Raw genomic sequence first — 21510 nt, forward strand, 5'->3', positions numbered from 1 at the left:
TTATCACCTCTTATCTAGTATTAAATTCTTCTATTTGTTATCTTTTCCTGCAAATAAACAAAGAGTGATGAAAAAAAGCATCACTCTTTGTCCGCAAATCCTATTTAGAACGCTCATCGTCATCTTTACGGCCTTTATTTCTTTTCTTTATAGAACCTAAGAAATTAGTGAATTCAGTTGATGTAAATTGCTTGAATTTTGAGCCGGCTTCCTTAAGGCTACCCGTGCTAAGCAACAAGAATGCAATTACACCTACAACTAAGAGCCCTAGAATCCAACCTATCGATTTACTTGCACCTGAAGGTCCTGCTGCGGCTGTACCAAAGCCAGCTTTCCCGCTTTGAGCTTGTTGGCCTGCTGGCGCTGCGCCAATAACTGAGGGAATAACATCAGCAAAAAGAGCAATACCCCGTTCGGCCGAATCAAGACTGTTAGTATGAGCACCTACCTCTAAGAGCATTGATCTTGGCATTAAATCCTGATTATAGTCTCCGCCCTTAGCAAAGAATATGCCTTTCACTAAGCCAGGATGTTGTTTATCGGCAGCAGCCTTTATTTTCAAAGCATAATCTTCTATTTGCTTACCAGTTGGTCCATATTTACCAACAACCAACTGGACTTTACTAACATCTTTACCATTAATCTTAGTTCCATAGACCTGAGGCGGTACGGCATCACGATGGATATCAAAAATTGCGCTAGGTTTCTGCTTGACTAAATTCATTGCCGTACGTCGCGACCGTTCATATGCCATATTATCATGGGGGTCATGCTTTGCCTTTGAATGTATAACCTTGATACCTTTAGCCTCAAGTGATTCAGCAAAGGCAGAGCCAACTTTCATTATACTGCCTGCTCCCAATTTACTTTCCACACCGTCTGTAGGTACGTATGATTCATCAGTGTGTGTATGATATATAGCTACTGTACCTTTTTGTTGGGCATTGGCAATTTTAGGTGCTAGCAAAGCAGCCAACGGGGACTGTCTTGGCTGTTCGTAGAGCGACATATTTACGGTACCAATAAATTTAGCGTGCGCTGTATCACCTTCGATTGAAATTACCTCATATCGTTTGTTTTGCTCTGTTAGAAACTGATCACCAATATCAATAGCGCGGCCTGTCAAATAAACTGCAGTACCCATCTCGTCTACAATTGTATAATAACCGCCGTCATTACGTTCATGCGCATAGCCAGATGTAGTCAACAAGATTAGGGCAAACAGTGTTGCAAAAAAACAGCATGTTATTCTATTCACCCTTTTCACCTTCCCTATTTTTACCCGAATTATTATTTTTTTGTTTATTAGTATCGTCTTCTTGTTTCTTCTTGTTCCGGTATTGTGAGAGCTCCTCACTAAATTCATATAATCCCTCCGGCCGATTTTGCCCTAATACCGGTCCACCTTGCATTTTTTCGCGGGTCTCCCCGACTAGTTCGGCAACCATAACTGCTACTATTCCGGCGATGATTACGACATCAAAAGCACCTGCCCCACCCATAGCGGTAGTTCCGGGAATACCTAAACCAACAAGGGTCAACATATGAACAATATCGCTCAAAATAATCCCTAAAACTCCGCCAACAAAAGCACTACGCCGTGAACGTCCAGCTAAATAAGCAATTAGGCCTGCCGATACTCCATAAATGATTTTGGGATCAAGAAACATATTTTCTGGCTCGTATGGCAGATACCTTGAGCCCAAAGAAACTGCAGCAGCTACTAAGAATGCAGCGACTATCGCCCGTACCCGTTCGGCAGTTTCATCAGCTTTAAATATTAACCAAATGGCTAACAAAGCCGGCAGAACAGCTCCACCAACATTTATGGTGACTTCAGTCGGTGAGCTCATCAACGGGATGTCGATAAAACTACCGACAACTACAGCGGCAATAAACATTAAAGCTTGTTTATCAGTCAGCCGCATTCTATCTAGGATCCTGTGGGCAATACCAAAATAAACCAAAACTCCGATGACCAAAAGAGTGATCATACCAATCGGCATATTCATCTGTTTCACCTCTTGCCAATTTTCTAGTTGCATGGTTTATTTTGCCCTTTATTGTCTGATTCATGCAAAAAAGCATGGCAGTCAGCCATGCTTTTGACGGTTTGCAAATTGTGTAATGTCAATATTCCTTGCTGTTAACCAATCTTTACTTTTGCCTGTTATAATAATTGGAACCGAATGCAAATCTTGTATAGTTTTTGCACCAAGCAGCGTCATATACAGCTTAACCTTGACGAGAAATTCCTTAAATGCAGCTACCGCGCCCGGCATATCATTTTTTAACACTAAACGCAAAATTGGATTGGCTATGCCAACTGCGCTTCCGCCCAATGCTATGGCTTTGACAACTTCGAGTGGAGTACGCAAACCGCCCGATACTATTACTTCGCGATTTGAAGGTAAAACGCTTAAAGTCTCTACTGTACTAATTGCGGTAGGAATACCCCATGATAGAGTTTCCTTATCTAAATCAGACTTATTCCTAGCTGCTTCAATAGCTAAGAAATTAGTTCCGCCAACTCCTCCGACATCGATAGCCTTTACCCCAGCTTGAAATAATTTAATCGCTTGCTCTTTGGCAATTCCGCAACCAACTTCTTTGACAATTACAGGTACGTTTACCGCCGCTGCTATTAGACTAATATTTTCAAGATAGCCTGAAAAGTCGTGATCGCCTTCACCCATAATTAATTCCTGAGCCGTATTTAAATGAATTTGTATAGCCTTAGCCTTTATCATCTTAACCGCTAACTCCGCCTGCTTAGCAGTAGCATGCGCGCCTATATTTGCAAATACAATGCCATCAGGATTGACGGTATTGACAATATTAAAAGACTCTTCCACTTCTGGACTTTCAATGGCGGCAAACTGTGAGCCAACCGCCATAACTGAGTTAGTTTGCCGTGCAAACTCAGCCAATTTGGCATTAACCTCAGTTACATCTTTATCCCCACCCGTTACCGCATTGATAATTACAGGATGGTTCAATTCCAATCCACACAGAGTACAAGATAATGTTACATCACTTGAAGCTATGTCTGGCAAGCAATTATGAATTAGTGAAAAATCGTTAAAACCATTAGCGACAGGTCCATCTTTAAGAGCCATTGCATATTTTAAGTGATCCAGTTTGCGTGATTGACGGATCATGGCATTCCTTAATCCTCTCGTTTAAATAAATGACCAAACTTTTCGCCCAAGGTTACCCCAATTTGTTTGTCTTGAGTATTAAGGTAATCTTGATACTCAGCCCGCTCAGCATCTTCCTGCGCTTTTATAATGCTTAATGCTATGCGTTTACTAGCTTTATCGACTCCAATTACTTTAGCTTTAACTGCTTGACCAACCTCAAGAACATCTGCAGCGTTAGCCACTCTGCGCTCGCTTATCTCACTAATATGTACCAAACCTTCAACACCGTCTTTTATTTTAATAAAAGCACCGAATTTAGCCAGTTTGCTGACTGTTCCATTGACAAGCATACCCTCGGCAATATTTTCAGTTGCATCAAACCATGGGTCGCGAAGCGTTTGCTTTAAACCCAAGGATAGTTTTCTTGCTTGCACATCGACCTTTAAAACAATAACTTTAACTTGGTCACCAACGTTAACAACCTCTGCCGGAGTTTTCACTCTCTGCCAGGATAAATCGGAGATATGGACAAGCCCCTCGACTCCTCCGATATCAACAAATGCTCCAAAATCAGCAAGACGGGTCACGGTCCCCTGCAATTCCTGATTAACAGCAACCTTGGCGAAAATTTCGTTTTCGACTTTACGACGTTCCTTTTCCAAGACTGCTCTGCGCGATAATACTATCTTATTTTTCTCTTGGTTTAACTCAATTAGTAAAACTTCCAGTGTTTGACCAACATGCTGAGACAAATCCTGAACGAAGCGTAAACCAACCTGTGAGGCAGGAATGAAACCTCGCAGCCCAAAAACAGCTGCTACCAAACCGCCTTTTACAACCTCGGTTACCTTCACTGCAAGTGGTTGTCCATCATCTAAAGCGGATTGTAGTTTCTCCCAAGCTACAATTTTATCGGCTCGCACCTTGGAAAGTTTAACATTACCCTCCTCATTCTCAGCCTCTATTACATATACATCGATAATGTCGCCGTCCTTTACAACTTCTGCAGCATTTTCAGGTGTCGGATAGGCCAATTCGGCTTTGGAAATTATCCCTTCCGCCTTATAGCCTATATCAACAAATACTTCGTCAGGCCGGACGCTTACGACCTTACCCTTTAGAATTGTGCCGGACTCTAGCTGACTGATTTCCTGTCCATTTTCTTGACCTAGTTGTTCCATTGTTTGTACGACCTCCTTGATAATCCAGTCCGGAGTAGATGCTCCGGCAGTAACACCAGCCGTCTTAACATCCTCAAACCATTCTTTTTTAAGCTCTTGAGCAGTTTCAATATGAAAAACTTTTCTGCAAACCTCATGACAAAGTTCAGCTAACCGTGAGGTATTGGCACTATTTTTTCCACCGATTATTATCATAATATCGACAGTACGGGCCAGTTCAACAGCTGCTCCTTGCCTAGCTTCGGTAGCGTTGCAAATAGTTCTTTCAATCCTAAATTCATCGCACTTAGCCTTTAAGATTGCTACAATCGCATCAAAGTCTCTTCCAGCAAAGGTTGTCTGCACAACAACACCTATGCGGGCTGTAAATGGCAGGTTCTGCGCTTCTTCGGTTGTTTCGATGACTGTTGCTGTATTTTTAGACCACTCAACAATACTCTTGACCTCAGGATGATGTCGTTCACCAACTACGACAACCTTGTACCCTTCGACCAAAAGCTCGGCTGCGGCCTGTTGGGCTTTTTTCACATGCGGACAAGTTGCATCAACAATTTCTAACCCACTAGCTTTGGCCTCATCGTAAATGCGTGGGCCAACCCCATGAGAACGTATTATTACTTTACCATCTTTTATCTGTGACAAGTCCTCAGCCACTGCAATGCCTTGGTCGGCTAAGCGGCCGACTACTTGGGGATTGTGAATGATTGGTCCGAGCGTATGAACATTTTCTGTACTATTGGCAGTCGCCTCCGCCAGTTCAACTGCGCGCTTTACACCGTAGCAAAAGCCTCGATGTTTGGCCAAATAGACTTTCATTGGCAACCTCCTATTTAAATATTGATTATAGTATTCGCACCTCAAAAATATAATTCCTTTATTTACATATATTTTTACTAAAGAATTAGTACCTTAATGCCTAGTATTCCTCAAGTACGCTGCGCTATCTTAAAATATTATTATTGCTATATTCATAAAAAAAATAAGAGCGCCTCAATGGACCCTCTTATTTTTCGAGTCGTTTCTATTGCGTACTAGACGGTTGTTTTACCTCATATTGAGTAAAGTCTTGTATTTCGGTGTTCATGCCAATCGGTCCATCAGTTTTGAGAAGCTCCAACCATTTACGCGCTGAGTCAATCAGAGTAACAATAACCAAGATAATCAAGAATATACTGACTGTACCATTCAAATTGCCAAGTGTATCCCCGCGTTTAAAATACATACCGACGTTCATGATACCGGCAGTAATAACGGTGATTGCTAAAAAGATTAGCGGTGCAAAAGTTACCCAAGCATAGGACTTCTTGGGAGCAATTTTAAGGATAATTGTAGTTCCAACGGCCAGTGCAACACAAGCAAGCAATTGGTTAGCTACACCAAAAAGCGGCCATATGGTTGCAACGTCACCACTATACAATAGATAGCCCCACATATAAGTAACTAAAGCGCTTGAAAACAGAATTCCAGGCCACCATCCTGTTTGTTTCAGCGGTGCATAAACGTAAGTCCCTAGAATATCTTGAAGAATATATCGAGCTACCCGCGTACCGGCATCAATGGTTGTCAAAATAAAGAGGGCCTCAAACATTATGGCAAATTGATACCAGTAACTCATAAGATGTTTCATACCGCCAATACTAGAGAAAACATGCGCCATACCAACCGCTAGTGAAACTGCACCGCCTGGTCGATGGGCTATATCCATGCCGACAAGAAGGGCAAGTTCATTAAGTTCTACAGTCGGTATATTAATTTTAGCAAAGGATGCTGCCGGAGTATTTATGGCAAAGTAATCGCCAGGCATTAAAACTACTGCTGAAATTAATGCCATTATACCAACAAAACCTTCTACTAACATACCGCCATATGCAATCATACGAGATTGAGTTTCTTTTTCAATCATCTTTGGAGTAGTGCCTGAACTAATTAATGAGTGGAACCCAGAAATTGCGCCACAAGCGATTGTAATAAATACATACGGCCACCAAGGTCCAGGAATAATTGGTCCGCCGCCATCAACAAATCTTGTAGTCATCGGCATATGAACTATAGGTTGAACAATTAGAATGCCTGCTGCAAGAGCCAGTATTGTACCAATCTTCATATAGGAGCTTAAATAATCCCGAGGTGCCAGCAGTAACCAAACCGGTAAAACTGCCGCAAAGAAACCGTAAAGCGGAAGAGCAATCGAAAGCTGCGGCTTAGTAAAGTAGAATGCACCTGCTATTCCTTCCCATGGTTGGCCTGGGCTTAGCCAATGTCCAGTGAATACCGCGCCCATAACCAATAAAAAACCAATAATCGAACCAGAACGAATTGATCCCGGAGAAATCTTGAACATATAAAGCCCAACTGCTACTGCGATCGGGATGGTCATAGCAAGGGTGTATAAACCCCATGGATTTTTAAATAAAGCATTTACGACAACAATTGCCAAACCAGCTAGTGCTACGATAATTATAAAAAAGATGGCTAAAGAAGTAGTAACACCAGTAACTGGACCAGTTTCCCGTCTGGCGATAACAGCAAGCGATTGGCCGTTATGACGAATCGATGCAAATAGAATTATAAAGTCATGTACTGCGCCAGCAAAAACTGAACCAAGCAGAATCCATACAAAACCAGGTCCCCAGCCATATTGGGCGGCTAAAACTGGCCCAACTAGCGGACCTGCACCGGCAATTGCCGCAAAATGATGACCAAATAGAACCCATTTATTAGTTGGCACAAATTCACGACCGTCATTCAGACGGTATGCGGGTGTTACGTAAGAATCATTTAATGCAAAAACCTTGGCAGCAATAAAAGAAGAATAATAGCGATAAGCAAGAGCAAAAACGCACGCTGCAACAATTAGTAGCATTACTGAATTCATACTTTCATCTCCTTTACTTGAAATAATAAACCCTGTGGCTTCACCTCCTTAAAACAGAACACTGTAAATTCTGATAACTTGCTTTATTTTATGATAATCTTCATTTTGAATACATACTTTAAAGTTGGCCCGATATGTCAAAAAGGAAGGGTGAACTACATAGTTTCCCTTCCCAATTGCATTATAGATTGAATATTTTTTTTAAACAGCCTGCGTGTTGGCGACTTACCGGGACTTCCATTCTAGGCATACCTTCAAGTACTAAATTATATGTACCGTTAAACCAAGGTATTACTTCACGGATTTTTTCGATATTTACTAAATATGATCGATGACTACGGAAAAATGGTTGGTATTTAAGTCGCACCTGAAGTTCATGAAGCGTCATATTAGAATAATAGGTTCTGTCGTTAGTGTAGATTGCCACTTGCCCGTCTACACAGCAGGCTAATATAATATCATTAATATCAATAATGCTAGCCTTGCCATTATTCTCTATGGCTAATTTTTGCTTAGAAGGTTGACTGTTTATGCTTGATAGATAGTGGCTGGAAACATTCAGCCTGTTCGTCAAAAGATTTCGTACCCTTTTTATACACCTGTTAACTCTTTTTGATGAGAATGGCTTTAAAAGATAATCAACAGCGTCAATTTCATAAGCCTTGGCAGCAAATTCTTCATGGGCTGTTGCAAAAACAATAAGCGGCGGAAATTCTGCCGCGGCAATTTTTTTTGCAGCTTTAAGTCCATTCATGCCTGGCATTTCTATATCCATAAACACTAGATGCGGCGTTAGTTTATCAATTACTCTCAATGCCTCAGAACAATTACTTGATTGGCTGATGATTTCAACATCAGGATATTCCGCAAGCAAATATCTTAACTCGTTGCGTGCATGCTCTTCATCATCAACAATCATTGCCCGAATGGTCATTGATGTGCTCATGCTACCACCCCTTCATTACTCCTTATCGGAATACTGAATCTAACATTCGTACCAACACCCAGCACGCTGTCGATTGCCAACGTATGCTGCGGGCCGTAAATAACTTTCAGCCGTTCATTAACATTTGATAAACCGACACCGGCGCCCTTCCCGAAGCCATGTGTAAGTATCTTCGTTAGCAGCTCGGGGGCAATTCCTTGTCCGTCATCATTTATGCAGATCAGCACCCGATTGTGGTCTTTTTTAATTAAGATAGTTACTGTTCCTCCTTGTTCCTTCGCCAACAGTCCGTGTTTTACAGCATTCTCTACTAACGGCTGCAAGGTAAAAATAGGAATTGGGACACTCATAGCTTCCGAATCAATATCTTTTTCTACAGAAAGACGCCGACCAAATCGAGCCTTTTCAAGCGTTAGATATGAATCGACAAGTTCTAATTCTTCTTGAATATTAACAAATTCTTGCGCTGATTTCAGGCTTCGTCTAAAAAAGTCGCTTAATTCTATAATTAAATGTCTAGCCTCTTCTGAATTTGTCCGACATAGTGACACAATGGTGTTCAAGGAGTTAAATAAAAAATGGGGATTTATTTGCGCTCTCAAGGCTTTTAATTCGGCTTTTGTAGCTAGCTCAGCCTTTTGCTGCAGTTTAGCCAGCTCTAGCTGTGTACTAAAAATTTGTCCGAGGCCTTGCGCGAACTCAATATCCAGCTCAGTAATAGCCGCTTCAGACGAGTAATAAATCGTCAACGTCCCAACTTTTTCTTCCCGGCATAATAATTGTACCGTTATTGCCGACTTAAGCGGACATTTTGCATAACTGCAGCCTAATTCATTAGCTGACTGCACAAGAGTAATATGTCCAGTGGTCAAACAACTCCTTATCATTTCAGGTAGCGGAGCTCCCCTATGATGGTGTTCAGACCCCATTCCGACATGGGCAAGTATTTGCGAGCAATCGGTTACAGCTACTGCCGATGCGGAAGTCATATTCTTTATAGTTGCTGCTACTTTTTCAGCTGAATTTGAGTTTAGTCCTTTGCGCAGGTGTGGCAATGTTGCATTAGCTATACGAAGTGCTTTATTAGTTTGGAGGGCGCCAATTTTATTTTGATGCTCGCGAGCGTTATGAATGATTATCATGAAAACGGCAATACCAATTGCATTAGCAACTGACATTGGTACCGCAACTTTGAATACAAGAGAAGCCGCTGCGCTGAAAGGCTTAGCAAACAATAATATCAGCCCCATGCTGAATAAAACAATAAATACTCCTGTAACTATTCCGGTGATTACCTCAGGAGTTCTGGGTTTCATTCGAACACTTATATAGCCAGATAATATACCGCCAAGGATAGTTGCAAAACCACATTCTACCGCAGTAAACCCGCCAAGAGTCATGCGATGGATACCACTTATAGCACCGGTTATGCCGCCAACCAGCGGACCGCCCAGAAGACCAGCAACAATAGTGCCGGTATCTCTGACGTTAGCCAAGGCATCTTCTATTGGAATTCCGAAATAAGTTCCAGCGATCGAAACTGTTGTAAAAATTAATATTAGCACAAGTTTTTCTTTGAGAGTTGTTTCTTTTTTAAACAAAGATCTAAAAGCCTGGGTTTGAGAAAAGACATAGGCAACGACTGCAATAATTGCTATTCGCTGGAATAACACCATTGACAGACTATCATGCATGCGATTACCCCTCTTTTATCAATCTAGCAATTTCTTGCATTAAGGACTGGCTGATTTTCTCCAGACTTTCTTTATCAGTTTTCCCTTTTTCTACTCCTATCGGCTTACCAAACTTCACTTTAAATTTCGGTAGAAGCTTTTTACTAAAGTCGCCGGTTCCAATGACAGCAGTCGGAATAATTGGTGCCCCTGTTTTAACAGCTATTAGAGCTAAACCGGGTTCAGGTTTGCCAAGTACCCCTGTTTTACTCCGGGTTCCTTCAGGAAAAAGCCCGACTATTGCCCCTGATTCCAGTAGATTAATTGCTGTCCGTATAGCAGTGCGGTCAGCAGTTCCCCGCCGTACAGGAAAAGCTTTAAGCTGTGTGATAATCCAATTAAACACGGGATACTTGAATAATTCTTCTTTGGCCATAAAATGAATATATCTTGGCATACTCACGCCAATCACCGGCGGATCCAGCAAGCTTATGTGATTGGAGGCAATAATTGCGCTGCCTTTTTTGGGGATATTATTTTGACCGGAAATCTCCAAACAGAACACCAATTTAAACAACACTAAAACTAGTAATTTTAAAATATCATACAAGACCTGCTCTCTCCCTGCAAATATCTAGAATCTTTTGTACTGTGCCTTGAATTGTTATTCCTGTAGTATCGATCAAAATAGCGTCTTCAGTTTTCTTTAGAGGAGCTATCTCCCGCTCACAATCTTGTTTGTCACGGCAAGTAATATCATTGGCAATGTCCTGAAGGGAAACATCAATACCTTTCTCTGTAAGTTCCTGCCATCTCCGTCGTGCCCTTTCTTCGATTGAAGCTGTTAAAAATAATTTAACATCGGCATTTGGTAAGACATAGCTGCCTATGTCACGCCCATCCATTACCACTCCACCCTCCTGGGCCATCTCACGCTGCTTAGCTATTAAGACTTCCCTAATAGCAGGAATCTGAGCTATTTCTGCTACCTTACGTGAAATTTCAGGAGTGCGAATTTCGTCAGTTACATCCGTGCCGTTGACAAACACCTTTGTTTTGCCATTAATATAAGCTAGCCTTATAACGGCCTCGCGTGCGTAATTAATTAAAACTTTATCTGAAGTAATATTATTAGCTATTGCCAGCCAAGTAACAGCCCTGTACATTGCCCCAGTGTCGATATAGGTATAGTTCAGAGTTCCGGCAACTATTTGTGCGACTGTGCTTTTACCCGCACCGGCTGGTCCGTCAATTGCAATCGTCAGTTTCTTCATTGTTCCTCCACTTATCATTTATCATTTATCCTATTGCTCACTTAGCTTTTTTAGTACATTAAAAAAGTCAGGATATGATATAGATACACATTTTGCATAATCTATTTGCACGCCTTGGGCTGCAGCCCCGGCAACTGCCAATGCCATTGCCATTCGATGATCATTATGGGAATAGACTCGTCCAAATTTTAGCTGCTGCGGGCCATCAATTACCAGGCCGTCTTTGGTCTCGATAATATTAGCACCCATCTTATTAAATTCAGTACTTATAGCCTTTAATCGATCAGTTTCCTTAACTCTGAGCTCAGACGCACCCCGTATTATTGTTCTTCCCTTGGCAAACATTGCCGCTACGGCTAAAATTGGTATTTCATCTACCAGAGTCGGAATAATGGCCGGTTTAATTTCAACGCCTACAAGTTCGGCTGACGAGACAATTAAATCAGCAATGGGCTCTTGCCCTGCGAACGACTCATTTACTAATTGTATATTTGCTCCCATCTGTTTTAGAACATGGATTATGCCTGTTCGGGTAGGATTAACACCGACATTGCGCAGAATAATTTTACTTCCAGGAATTATTGTCGCTGCAACAACCCAGAAAGCAGCCGAACTTATGTCGCCCGGAACTTGCAGTATGTCAGGTGCTTTAAGTTCTGACACTGGTGTTAGTTTAATTGACGTACCAGATACACTAATTGGTACACCGAAGGCCGCAAGAATTTTCTCAGTATGATCCCGAGATAGTTCTGGTTCAGTAACAACAGTAGCGCCGTCTGCAAATAGCCCAGCTAACAAAATAGCAGATTTTAACTGGGCGCTAGCCACAGGTGTTTTATATTCAATACCGTGGATTTTGGAAGCTGGAGCTAAAGCCAAGGGTGCATATTTCGACTGATCCCGGCCAAGTATAAAACAACCCATTCGCTGTAAAGGCTCAATTACTCGTCCCATAGGCCGGGAGCAGAGCGAATGATCTCCTGTTAAGATACTAAAAAACGGCTGCGCTCCTAAAATACCAGCTAGCAGCCGCATCGTTGTACCTGAATTTCCGGCATCTAGAACATCCTGTGGTTCCTTTAGTCCGAATAACCCATTTCCCGATATTAATAGTTCATTGGGTGTCTTTTGTTCAACCTTTGCCCCTAACTTAGTCATACAAGCAACAGTTGCCAGACAATCATCAGAGTTGAGGAAATTTTTAACAAGCACAGGCGTAGATGATAGGCTTGCCATCATTACACTGCGATGCGAAACCGATTTATCGCCGGGTATGGCTATATCGCCTCGTAATACGGATACTCTATTTACTATTTTTGATTCCATTTAGCACCTTCCTTTGCTTAACTCATTTTTCTGTTAAGCGCAGCGGCTATTGAGGTTAACTCTTGCATTAATTGCCTGAAATTTATCGGTGTCAACGATTGCGGCCCATCCGATACAGCCTCTTCGGGATCAGGATGAACCTCAATTATTAAGCCGTCTGCTCCTGCACCAAGAGCTGCCTTAGCCATTGGTCCAACCCAACTCCAATTTCCAGTACCATGGCTTGGATCGACCACAATTGGCAAATGACTAAGTTGTTTAATAACTGGAACAGCATTTAAGTCCAAAGTGTTGCGGGTAAAACTTTCAAAGGTCCGTATTCCCCGTTCGCACAACACTATCTTATCATTTCCGCCGGCCATGATATACTCAGCGGCCATTAACCATTCTTCAATTGAGGCAGCCGGCCCTCGTTTTAAAAGCACTGGCCTATTAGTTTTAGCCACTTCCTTCAGGAGTACAAAATTCTGCATATTTCGCGCACCTATTTGTAGCATGTGAATTTGCTCGGCCATGACCTCAACAGCGCGAGGGTCAGTAACTTCTGAAACTATTGGTAATCCAACTTCTTTAGAAACAGCTCTGAGGATATCAAGTCCCTCCTGCTCCAACCCCTGAAAACTATAAGGTGAAGTACGAGGTTTATAGGCACCTCCGCGTAGGAGTTTTGCTCCGGCTTTTTTAACAGCCAAGGCAGACTCCTTCAATTGTTCATAACTTTCAACAGCGCACGGTCCGGCAATTACAGGAATGCTTGTCCCGCCAAAGCAGACTCCTTCTACTTGGACAAGGCTATTATCGGATCGAAATTCCCGGCTTACTAATTTATAAGGAGTTACAATTGGTAAAACTCTATCAACTCCAGGCATCCGCTCATATTGCTTTTCGTTGCAAGCTGTCGAATCCCCAATTGCTGTAACGATTGTTTTTCCGCAGCTATGTAGATAATGTGCGTCAAGACCGACTTGAGTCAATTTTTCAATAACCCGATTGACTTGGTCGGTCGTTGGGGCATTCATAACAATGATCATAGACGAAACCTCCGGTGTCTAGCGAAAAATTCTTGTAATTTTATATTCCCTACAAAAAGCTGATATCCTTTTCCATATATTTTTATCTTGCAGTTTCTAACGAGAAATGGCTAGTTTTTAAACTTTACCCGGCCAATTGGCAGCATATTGCCATTGCCCTCTAAAAACAGTCCATCAATTGGCGCTTCCACCTTGTCACCTATTACATTAACAACGGCTTGTACGGGTCCTTGAAAGGCTGTAGAGTCAATCTCAACATAGTCGCCATCATATACAATCAGTCTGACACTACCTTTTCGAAAGTCGTCGATTACCTTTCCATTAACTGTGGCACATATATCCGAACTTGCTTGAGGCTTTATTAGGCGTAAATTCAGAACCTTACTTGCACGGAATGACTTAAAATAGCCCGCTGCCGATTCGCTGTCTTTAATCTGTAAAGGCGCCTCGGCATGATAAGTCCCCTCAAGACTAATATTATCTCCCTCAAGCCTGTCTACTTTAGAAATGTATAGTCGCATATTATCGTTTATATGTAATAATTGTATACTAACTAAGGTAACAATTAAGACTGAAGCAAGCTTGAATATTAATTTGTCAATGTTCAGCAGCCAATTCCATTTTGAAGTACTCACTTTGCTCCTCCAAAATCTAATGTTTCCCATATTATGCTCAAAACATTGAAATTCTACTGCCGAGATAATACAGATTGATATCCTGCCACATAGCCTGTTGCAAATGCAGCTTGAAGATTATACCCGCCAGTAAACCCATCAATATCAATAACTTCGCCAGCAAAATATAAACCGTTTATTAATTTGGATTCCATTGTCTTCGGATTAATTTCTTTAATATTTACTCCACCAGCCGTTACTATCGCCTCACTAATCGGTCTGGTTTTAGTAATAGTGAGTCTAAGATCAGTCAACAACTCAATCATCCGTTGGCGCTCTTTTTTAGTAATCTGGTTGACAGGTTTTTCAGGATCAATAAACGACAAATCGATAAATGTCTCAATCAGTTTAGCTGGCAATAAGTCACTTAATGCATTTTTAAACTGTTTACGCGAAAACTTTTCGAAGTCTCGCTGAATCCGTTGATCTAGGATTTCAAGACTTAGCGCTGGTTTTAAATTAATCGAAACCATAACTTCCTTGTTATGATTATTCAATAATTCAGCAACTTTTTTGCTCAACGACAAGATTATCGGTCCACTAAGACCGTAGTGGGTAAACAGCATCTCACCGAATTCTTCAGCAACTTTTTTACCTTCGAATATAACGCTAGCCGTAATATTACGAAGCGACAAGCCTTGCAAATCTTGTACCCACTCTTCAGCTACTTCTAATGGCACGAGTGAAGGTTTAAGAGATGTAACAGTGTGACCTAGTTCCTTGGCTATTCTATATCCATCCCCCGAAGACCCGGTACCCGGATAAGATGCACCGCCTGTTGCCACAATAATAGCATCGGCATTATATTCGTGTCCTTTTTCCGTTACGACTCCAACGACTTTATTTTCAGCAACCCTAATTTTTTTCACAGTTGTCCCAGTTATAACCGTTGCACCCACACGGGCTAAAGCTTTCGCAAAGGCGGCAACAACATCGCGGGCTTTATCACTAACTGGAAAAACTCGGTTGCCACGCTCTACCTTTGTTTTAACTCCGTATTCATTCATAAAACTGACGACATCGTTATTATCAAAAGCACTAAGTGCACTATAAAGAAATGCACCGTTGCCAGGTATATTTTTAATAATTGTCTTAATATCGGCGCTATTAGTGATATTGCACCTTCCCTTACCGGTTATCAAAATTTTCCTTCCAATATCCGGCATTTTTTCTAAAACTGTAGCCGTTCCACCATTTTTTGCGGCACTATACGCCGCCATAAGCCCAGCGGCTCCGCCGCCCACAACAATAATTCGCTGCATGATATTTTTCACCCGTCTAATTTATTTACTGCTAGGAACTCTCCATAAATAAGAAAGCCCGGCTTCTGCCGAGCCCTTAGCGACAGCGAAGCCGTCGGCTGTACCTCTGTCATCAAAATTTGCCGCTATAAACTCTGCTGACCTTAAAACCCTTATTTTAAAGATTTAACCTGGTATTATAAGCTTTTTAATTCAGCTACTTCAGCCGGAGTTAGGAACCTGTAACTGCCTCTTCTAACTCCTTGTAAATCCAGAAAGGCAAACTTAATTCGCTTAAGTTGCTTTACCGGATGCCCGATTTTCTCGCACATTCGGCGAATTTGTCTATTCTTACCTTCATGAATTACTATTTCAAGTGCGGTTAAATTTCTTTCCCTATCAAAATCTACAATATTTACTAAAGCGGGAGCCGTCATGCCATCATCCAACCTTATGCCAACTCGTAATCGATCAAGTTTCTCTTCAGTTGGAAAGCCCTCGACGATAGCTAAGTAAACTTTTCTAACCTTACGACTAGGATGAATTAGCGCATTTGTTAATTCCCCGTCATTAGTCAGTAAAAGCAATCCTTCAGTGTTGTAATCAAGTCTGCCGACAGGGTAAATCCGCTCGGGGATATCTCTAATCAAATCTGCCACTGTCTTACGTTTTTGAGGATCATTGAGAGTGGTAACAACGCCCTTCGGCTTATTCAGCAATATATAGACGTACTTTTCAACAGCAATAACCTTGCCATCAACTGCAATTTTATTCTTGTACGGCTCAACTTTAGTGCCAAGCTCTGTAACAATACGGCCATTAACTGAAACCCGCCCGTCAGTAATTAACTTTTCGGCATGACGGCGGGAGGCAATCCCGGCCTGACTGATAATTTTCTGCAACCGTTCTTCCATTAGAGCCTCCAATAGTTCATTAGTCACGAATAATATCTTTAAAATCTGTTTGTACTTTACAGGTTCGAATAACTCCACTGCGTTGAGTCTCTTTTTGGCAGCTTCCGCATATACCCTCACCACAGCACATAGTAGCATTATTGGTAGCAGCCATCGGCAGATTTATATCAGCTCTCTGCATGGCATCAATAACACCATAATGCTGTTCATCAGGTCCGGCACTCACAACCAAATCATACTCACTGAAAATATTAGTAAGCATATCCAGCCCGTCACGGCGCATCGATGTGACGTCCTTGACTTGGATTCCAAGTGCTCGTAATTCGTCGCCAATAAAAACTTTACCGATATGACCAGGGGCTAATACAGCCGTAACTTCATTATTATTGTTTACTAACTTGCTTGCAATAGCAAGTGCCGGCGGCTGCCCCATTCCTCCTGCAACCAATAATATCCTACTGTTCTCAGTATTGTCAATCCATGGTTGCCCGAGTATCCCATTGAAATAAGGTCCCCTAACCATAATCTTACTGCAAGTTTCACTTAATATTCTACGTGATTTAGGTCCTATAGCTTCAATCACTACTTGGACTTTATTCTGATTAACCTTCATTATTCCGACCGGAAAATAATAAAAATCAGGGTCCCCGGGGCAACGCATAAAGATAAATGCCCCAGCCTTTGTCAAACTTTCGGCAAGTTCATTAGGCAAAACAAATTCAAGCCTATAGACATGTTCATTTATTCGCTCGATTATCTCATACTGTGTTTCAGCTTCAACCCGCACAGACAAAACATCTCCGCCTCTTAAACAACGTTTCTTAGGCTGCCAATATTTTTCATACAAAACGCATACCCCGGCCCAATTACAATCGCACATGAACTTTCCCTGAAGATGACTACAGAAAACGCAATTATTTGTTTCAGCTAGCAGACAAGGGCAATACGCTGAATTTATGTCAATACAACGGCTCATATTATTATGCATAACGTAGCACCCTCCTATACTAGACAGGTATTATAAATGTCGGTCAACCCTGCACTTGCTACCCGCTCTTTGATAACATTACGATTTGTAGAATATAACTCCCTAGACTTCATCCTGTCAAAATAAACTGAACCAGAGAAGGTATAGCGCACCCTTAGTCCCAAATCTGTAGTCATTTGCTCATGAACATAGGCGATAAAATCACCGATGGCTAAACTTGTTGGAATTTCTAGGTATTGCATATCGAGACAATGTCGAACTGCATTATGACCTGCTAATAATCCTGTAATAATAGCCTCGGTATGACCAACTAGTATGGCCGATTTTTCACCCGCGCAGAATAAGTTATCAACCCCATCAACCTTTAAATAGTTACTGCATGGCGCAATTCCTAAATAACGCACCGAATTACCAACACCGCCCGAGTAAGGATCTTCATAACGGGCGCGCTCAAGCCCTGGGACCTTGCGTAAATCATCAAGCGGAAAATATGACGTCATTAGCTTTGCATGCCCGGTGTCGAGCAATACTAAGTTTGTTGCATATTCTTTTACGGCATACTGTGAACATGCTTTTTTGCCTAGTGTCCCAGTTTTTTGAAGACTTTCCGGCAACGGCAATACTACCACACCTGCAGAATCGAGCTGTTCTCTAATTTCCAAACTTAAGGAATCTTTATTTAGCTTACAGGAACCGCTCATCGCACCAAATGACCCATCAGCTTTGCAGCCCATAATCTCTTTTACTTCCGCTTTACTGGTAACGCTAATCCGCGGTCCAAATGACGGGCACCGTAAAATACACATTGAGCAACCGTTACCATATGTAAGACAATTGCCCATCGGGCCGGCTGAGCCAGTTGTATCGATAAATACATCTCCTCGAACTACCTCATCATGATCTAAGATTAGTGCTTTTATGGTCTTACCATATTTAATTATATCTATAACGCGTGTTTTTGTTTTTATTTCAATATTATAATTTTGTAGTACCTTCCTTACTAAAGGTTCCATTGTTGTTACATCATAAAGCGATGCGTGGTTATGCCCTGGAAAATTAATACCCTCATGACGGCTATTAGCATCCATTGCAACAAAAAGATCGCCTCCTCCCATCGCAATGGCTTCCTCAGCTGCAGTATAACGTCCGTTATTACGGAATATTCCGCCGACTAGTCCCGTTCCCAATAATAAATCGGTTCGCTCAATTAGTATCACCTCGGCTCCAGCCTTAGCAGCTGACAATGCTGCTGCGCATCCCGCCCAACCGCCGCCTGCAACGACTACCTTTACCATGGACGTCCCTCCATTCACTTCCTTAATCACAATACAGTCTATTCTTAGCGCCCCAAAGTGTCACAACAGTCAAAAAAAGGACTGGCAGCAAAAGCTGCCAGTTTTCCAAATTGGTTTTATTTTAGCTAAACAATAGCGTACATACATATATTGAGCCTAAAAATCCCGCAACATCACCCGTTAGACCAACAAAAACAGAATATCGAGGATTCCTAATCCCAACAGCTCCAAAATAAACAGTCAGAATATAAAAAGTTGTATCAGTACTGCCAAGTACCGTTGAGGCAATCCGTCCGACCATGGAGTCCGGGCCATAAGTATTTAAAATCTCAGTAACAAGACCAAGCGCACCTGATCCGGATAAAGGACGCATTATAGCGAGAGGGGCTAAATCGGCCGGAATTCCGAAAGCATTAAGTACAGGTTCAAAGATCCCAATAAGCAAATCCATCGCCCCTGAGGCCCGAAAAATATTTACAGCTACCAGCATTGCTACTAAAAACGGCATTATACGAATTGAAGTGTGAAACCCCTCGGCGGCACCTTCGACAAATAATTCGTATACCTTCACCCGTCGTATAACGCCAATGATGGGAATTCCGAGCAGTAAAGCTGGTATTGCCCAGCTCGATAATAAACTACATAGTTCTTCAAACATTTGCTACCTCCTATCGCGGGCAAATACCATCCGGCATATGCGGTCAACAGTAATGGCAATGACAGTCGCTCCAAGACTTACTGCAAGGGTTGCGCCTACTATTTCAGCAGGATTTACAGAGCCAGCCGCCGATCGCAGCGCAATAATAGTAGCCGGGACCAGTGTAAAACCTGTAGTGCACAAAGCAAGTAAGGTGCACATTGCAGGAGATGCGGTGTCTTTTTTTATGTTTAGTTTCTGCAGTTCCTGCATTGCCTTAATACCAAGCGGCGTTACAGCATTACCAAGCCCGAGCATATTTGCGCTTAGTGTCATGATTATTGCTCCCATTGCCGGATGACTGGACGGTACACTAGGAAACAGCAAGCGGATAACTGGACTCAGCAATATCGATATAAAACGTACAAAACCAGAGGCTTCAGCAATTTTCATGATACCAAGCCACAGGCACATAACGCCTATTAGTTTAAAAGAAAGGTTTACGGCATCCTCTGCAGCTGTTATTGCACTTTGCGTTATAATTTCAATTCGTCCGTTCAGGCCGGCATAGATAATTCCGCCAGCCATTAAAAGTACCCAAATTATATTAATCACCTGCATCACCTCGCTAAGAGCGTATGAATCATCCCAGGTAACTAGAACAAGTGCAGCCTTTCGAAGACAATAAAAAAAGAGGGATACTCCCTCTTAAGCAAAGTTACGAATAATGAATGTAAAAAAATTCCACACTGAACTCCACAGCAAACCGAACAACGACTTTTTCTCAATACTTTCGGCAGCCACTAAATCAGCCGTTTCCACCTCAATATCCTTATATATTAATTTGACTGTACCAAGTGTCTGCCCAGCTTTTATTGGGGCCTCGACTTTAGCAGGCGCCTCAATCTCGGTCCTAAACTCATTTTTGTCGGTTTCGGAAATTGGCGCAACTATTTTTGAATTTACTAGCAGTTTTACACTTCCACTTTTGCCATTTGTGACCTTGATTGTCTTTAAAATTTCACCTTTGTTAAAAATTATCTCAGGTGAAATATTATCAAAACCGTAATCCAATAACGCAATAGAGTCTTCCCACATATGATCACTATCCAAAACAACTGTTATAAGTTGAATACCATTCTTATTAGCTGCTGAAACTAAGCAGCGGCCTGCGGCTTCCGTGTAACCAGTTTTAACACCATTGGCGCCTTCGTATAGCCAAAGCATCCGGTTTTCATTAAAGAGTTCACGGTCGTAATCTTTACCCGGCCATGGGATAATCTTGCTTTTGCTTCCTACTATTTGCGTAAACATTGGATTTTTGTAGCCGTATGCAGTAATTTTTGCAAGGTCATGAGCAGTAGAATAATGATTTGGATCTGGCAGACCACTCGAATTAGTAAATGAAGTTGAAGTTGCTCCTATAGCATGAGCCTTCTCAGTCATCAACCTTGCGAATTTGGGTAGTGAACCAGATATATGTTCGGCTACAGCTACCGTTGCATCATTTCCTGAAACTAACATGATTCCGTATAACATGTCCTTAAGTTTGAGCTGTTCACCTTCTGTCAACCACAGCGAGGAGCCCTCGGTACTGGCAGCATTAGCACTTGTAGTTACTATGTCCTCTAGATTGCCGTGTTCAAGCGCAACTATTAATGTCATTATCTTGGTCGTACTAGCAGGATAACGTCTTTGTTCACTTTCCTTAGCATATAACACTTTTCCGGTATTGGCCTCAATAACAATTGCCGATTTTGCTGTAACTTCTGGTGGTTTGCTAGGAGCTGCCATGACTTGCATCGGAACCATAAAAAATAGTAATAATATGTAAAACAGTTTATACTTATACATCATATAATACCCCTCAATCATAGTCGTAAAAAAAGCATTTTATAAGTGCATAATTAAATTTAAATACGGAAAAAGTAAACTAGTAATTATTATATATATGTTTTACCCAGTCGTCAAAGTGGTCATACATTTTTATGATATAAATAGGACATTATAATATTAATTTGAGGGAGGTGAAACCATGGAAATGATGGATTTGAAAACAGCCTTACGGTCTACGCTTACTCAAAAGCAAGAGCTTGTGCGAGATTATCAGACATTTGCCGAACAAATAAATAATGAAGAAGTTTCCAAGCTTTACCGCCACTTTGCAGAAGCTGAAGCATTACATGCAACGAAAATAAAAAATGAATTGGAAAAGTTGCAATAAGCTATTAAAATTTATATGAAATAAGCTATACTGTTATGTGCAAAATCTTCCAACAATTTCATAAAGTAAATAATATACCATTAACGCC

The 21510-nt window shown here is 41.6% G+C and carries 20 protein-coding genes; 1 reads left to right on the top strand and 19 read right to left on the bottom strand.

The window, feature by feature from the left end:
* Positions 1 to 100: 100 nt before the first annotated feature.
* The 19 genes from GX348_02720 to GX348_02810 form a co-directional block, all read right to left on the bottom strand.
* On the bottom strand, positions 101 to 1366 hold the full coding sequence (locus tag GX348_02720; GenBank protein ID NLP41099.1) for a stage II sporulation protein P: 1266 nt from the start codon (positions 1364 to 1366) through the stop codon (positions 101 to 103).
* On the bottom strand, positions 1251 to 2012 hold the full coding sequence (locus GX348_02725) for a DUF1614 domain-containing protein (GenBank protein NLP41100.1): 762 nt from the start codon (positions 2010 to 2012) through the stop codon (positions 1251 to 1253). Before GX348_02725 ends, GX348_02720 begins: the two co-directional genes overlap by 116 nt.
* 81 nt (positions 2013 to 2093) lie before the next feature.
* Positions 2094 to 3158: a type 2 isopentenyl-diphosphate Delta-isomerase gene (locus tag GX348_02730; GenBank protein NLP41101.1), complete on the bottom strand. Its 1065-nt coding sequence runs from the start codon at positions 3156 to 3158 to the stop codon at positions 2094 to 2096.
* A gap of 11 nt (positions 3159 to 3169) precedes the next feature.
* The gene (locus GX348_02735; protein ID NLP41102.1) at positions 3170 to 5140 is read right to left on the bottom strand and encodes a bifunctional 4-hydroxy-3-methylbut-2-enyl diphosphate reductase/30S ribosomal protein S1; all 1971 of its coding nucleotides are present in this window, start codon (positions 5138 to 5140) and stop codon (positions 3170 to 3172) included.
* A gap of 205 nt (positions 5141 to 5345) precedes the next feature.
* Positions 5346 to 7199 (bottom strand): carbon starvation protein A, encoded by a 1854-nt coding sequence (locus GX348_02740; GenBank protein NLP41103.1) that lies wholly within the window; start codon positions 7197 to 7199, stop codon positions 5346 to 5348.
* 181 nt (positions 7200 to 7380) lie between these two features.
* Positions 7381 to 8145, bottom strand: coding sequence for a response regulator transcription factor (locus GX348_02745; protein ID NLP41104.1), 765 nt, complete (start codon positions 8143 to 8145; stop codon positions 7381 to 7383).
* Entirely contained in the window at positions 8142 to 9839 is a 1698-nt protein-coding gene (locus tag GX348_02750) for a histidine kinase (protein ID NLP41105.1), read from the bottom strand. The genes GX348_02745 and GX348_02750 overlap by 4 nt, the downstream gene beginning before the upstream one ends.
* A gap of 4 nt (positions 9840 to 9843) precedes the next feature.
* Entirely contained in the window at positions 9844 to 10428 is a 585-nt protein-coding gene (locus tag GX348_02755; protein NLP41106.1) for a 1-acyl-sn-glycerol-3-phosphate acyltransferase, read from the bottom strand.
* Positions 10421 to 11092, bottom strand: a complete 672-nt coding sequence (locus GX348_02760; GenBank protein ID NLP41107.1) for a (d)CMP kinase — start codon at positions 11090 to 11092, stop codon at positions 10421 to 10423. Before GX348_02760 ends, GX348_02755 begins: the two co-directional genes overlap by 8 nt.
* 30 nt (positions 11093 to 11122) lie before the next feature.
* A complete protein-coding gene (aroA, locus tag GX348_02765) occupies positions 11123 to 12418 on the bottom strand; it encodes a 3-phosphoshikimate 1-carboxyvinyltransferase (protein NLP41108.1) in 1296 nt (431 codons plus the stop codon).
* A 17-nt stretch (positions 12419 to 12435) separates the two neighbouring features.
* Positions 12436 to 13449, bottom strand: a complete 1014-nt coding sequence (aroF, locus tag GX348_02770) for a 3-deoxy-7-phosphoheptulonate synthase (protein NLP41109.1) — start codon at positions 13447 to 13449, stop codon at positions 12436 to 12438.
* Between the two features lie 110 nt (positions 13450 to 13559).
* Complete coding sequence (locus tag GX348_02775; GenBank protein ID NLP41110.1) at positions 13560 to 14084, bottom strand: hypothetical protein; 525 nt, start codon at positions 14082 to 14084, stop codon at positions 13560 to 13562.
* A 53-nt stretch (positions 14085 to 14137) separates the two neighbouring features.
* Positions 14138 to 15385, bottom strand: a complete 1248-nt coding sequence (locus tag GX348_02780; GenBank protein NLP41111.1) for an NAD(P)/FAD-dependent oxidoreductase — start codon at positions 15383 to 15385, stop codon at positions 14138 to 14140.
* Between the two features lie 176 nt (positions 15386 to 15561).
* Positions 15562 to 16278 (bottom strand): rRNA pseudouridine synthase, encoded by a 717-nt coding sequence (locus GX348_02785; GenBank protein ID NLP41112.1) that lies wholly within the window; start codon positions 16276 to 16278, stop codon positions 15562 to 15564.
* Between the two features lie 19 nt (positions 16279 to 16297).
* Entirely contained in the window at positions 16298 to 17266 is a 969-nt protein-coding gene (locus tag GX348_02790; GenBank protein ID NLP41113.1) for a hypothetical protein, read from the bottom strand.
* Positions 17267 to 17280: 14 nt separating this feature from the next.
* Positions 17281 to 18561, bottom strand: a complete 1281-nt coding sequence (locus GX348_02795) for an FAD-dependent oxidoreductase (protein NLP41114.1) — start codon at positions 18559 to 18561, stop codon at positions 17281 to 17283.
* Between the two features lie 121 nt (positions 18562 to 18682).
* Entirely contained in the window at positions 18683 to 19219 is a 537-nt protein-coding gene (locus GX348_02800; protein NLP41115.1) for a spore maturation protein, read from the bottom strand.
* 3 nt (positions 19220 to 19222) lie between these two features.
* Positions 19223 to 19813, bottom strand: coding sequence for a spore maturation protein (locus GX348_02805; protein NLP41116.1), 591 nt, complete (start codon positions 19811 to 19813; stop codon positions 19223 to 19225).
* Positions 19814 to 19906: 93 nt separating this feature from the next.
* Entirely contained in the window at positions 19907 to 21055 is a 1149-nt protein-coding gene (locus GX348_02810) for a D-alanyl-D-alanine carboxypeptidase (GenBank protein ID NLP41117.1), read from the bottom strand.
* A gap of 178 nt (positions 21056 to 21233) precedes the next feature.
* Between GX348_02810 and GX348_02815 the strand changes: the two genes are divergently transcribed.
* Entirely contained in the window at positions 21234 to 21422 is a 189-nt protein-coding gene (locus tag GX348_02815) for a rubrerythrin family protein (GenBank protein NLP41118.1), read from the top strand.
* The last annotated feature ends 88 nt before the right edge of the window (positions 21423 to 21510 follow it).

It is taken from the genome of Veillonellaceae bacterium, assembly GCA_012523975.1.
GTDB lineage: Bacteria > Bacillota > Negativicutes > JAAYSF01 > JAAYSF01 > JAAYSF01.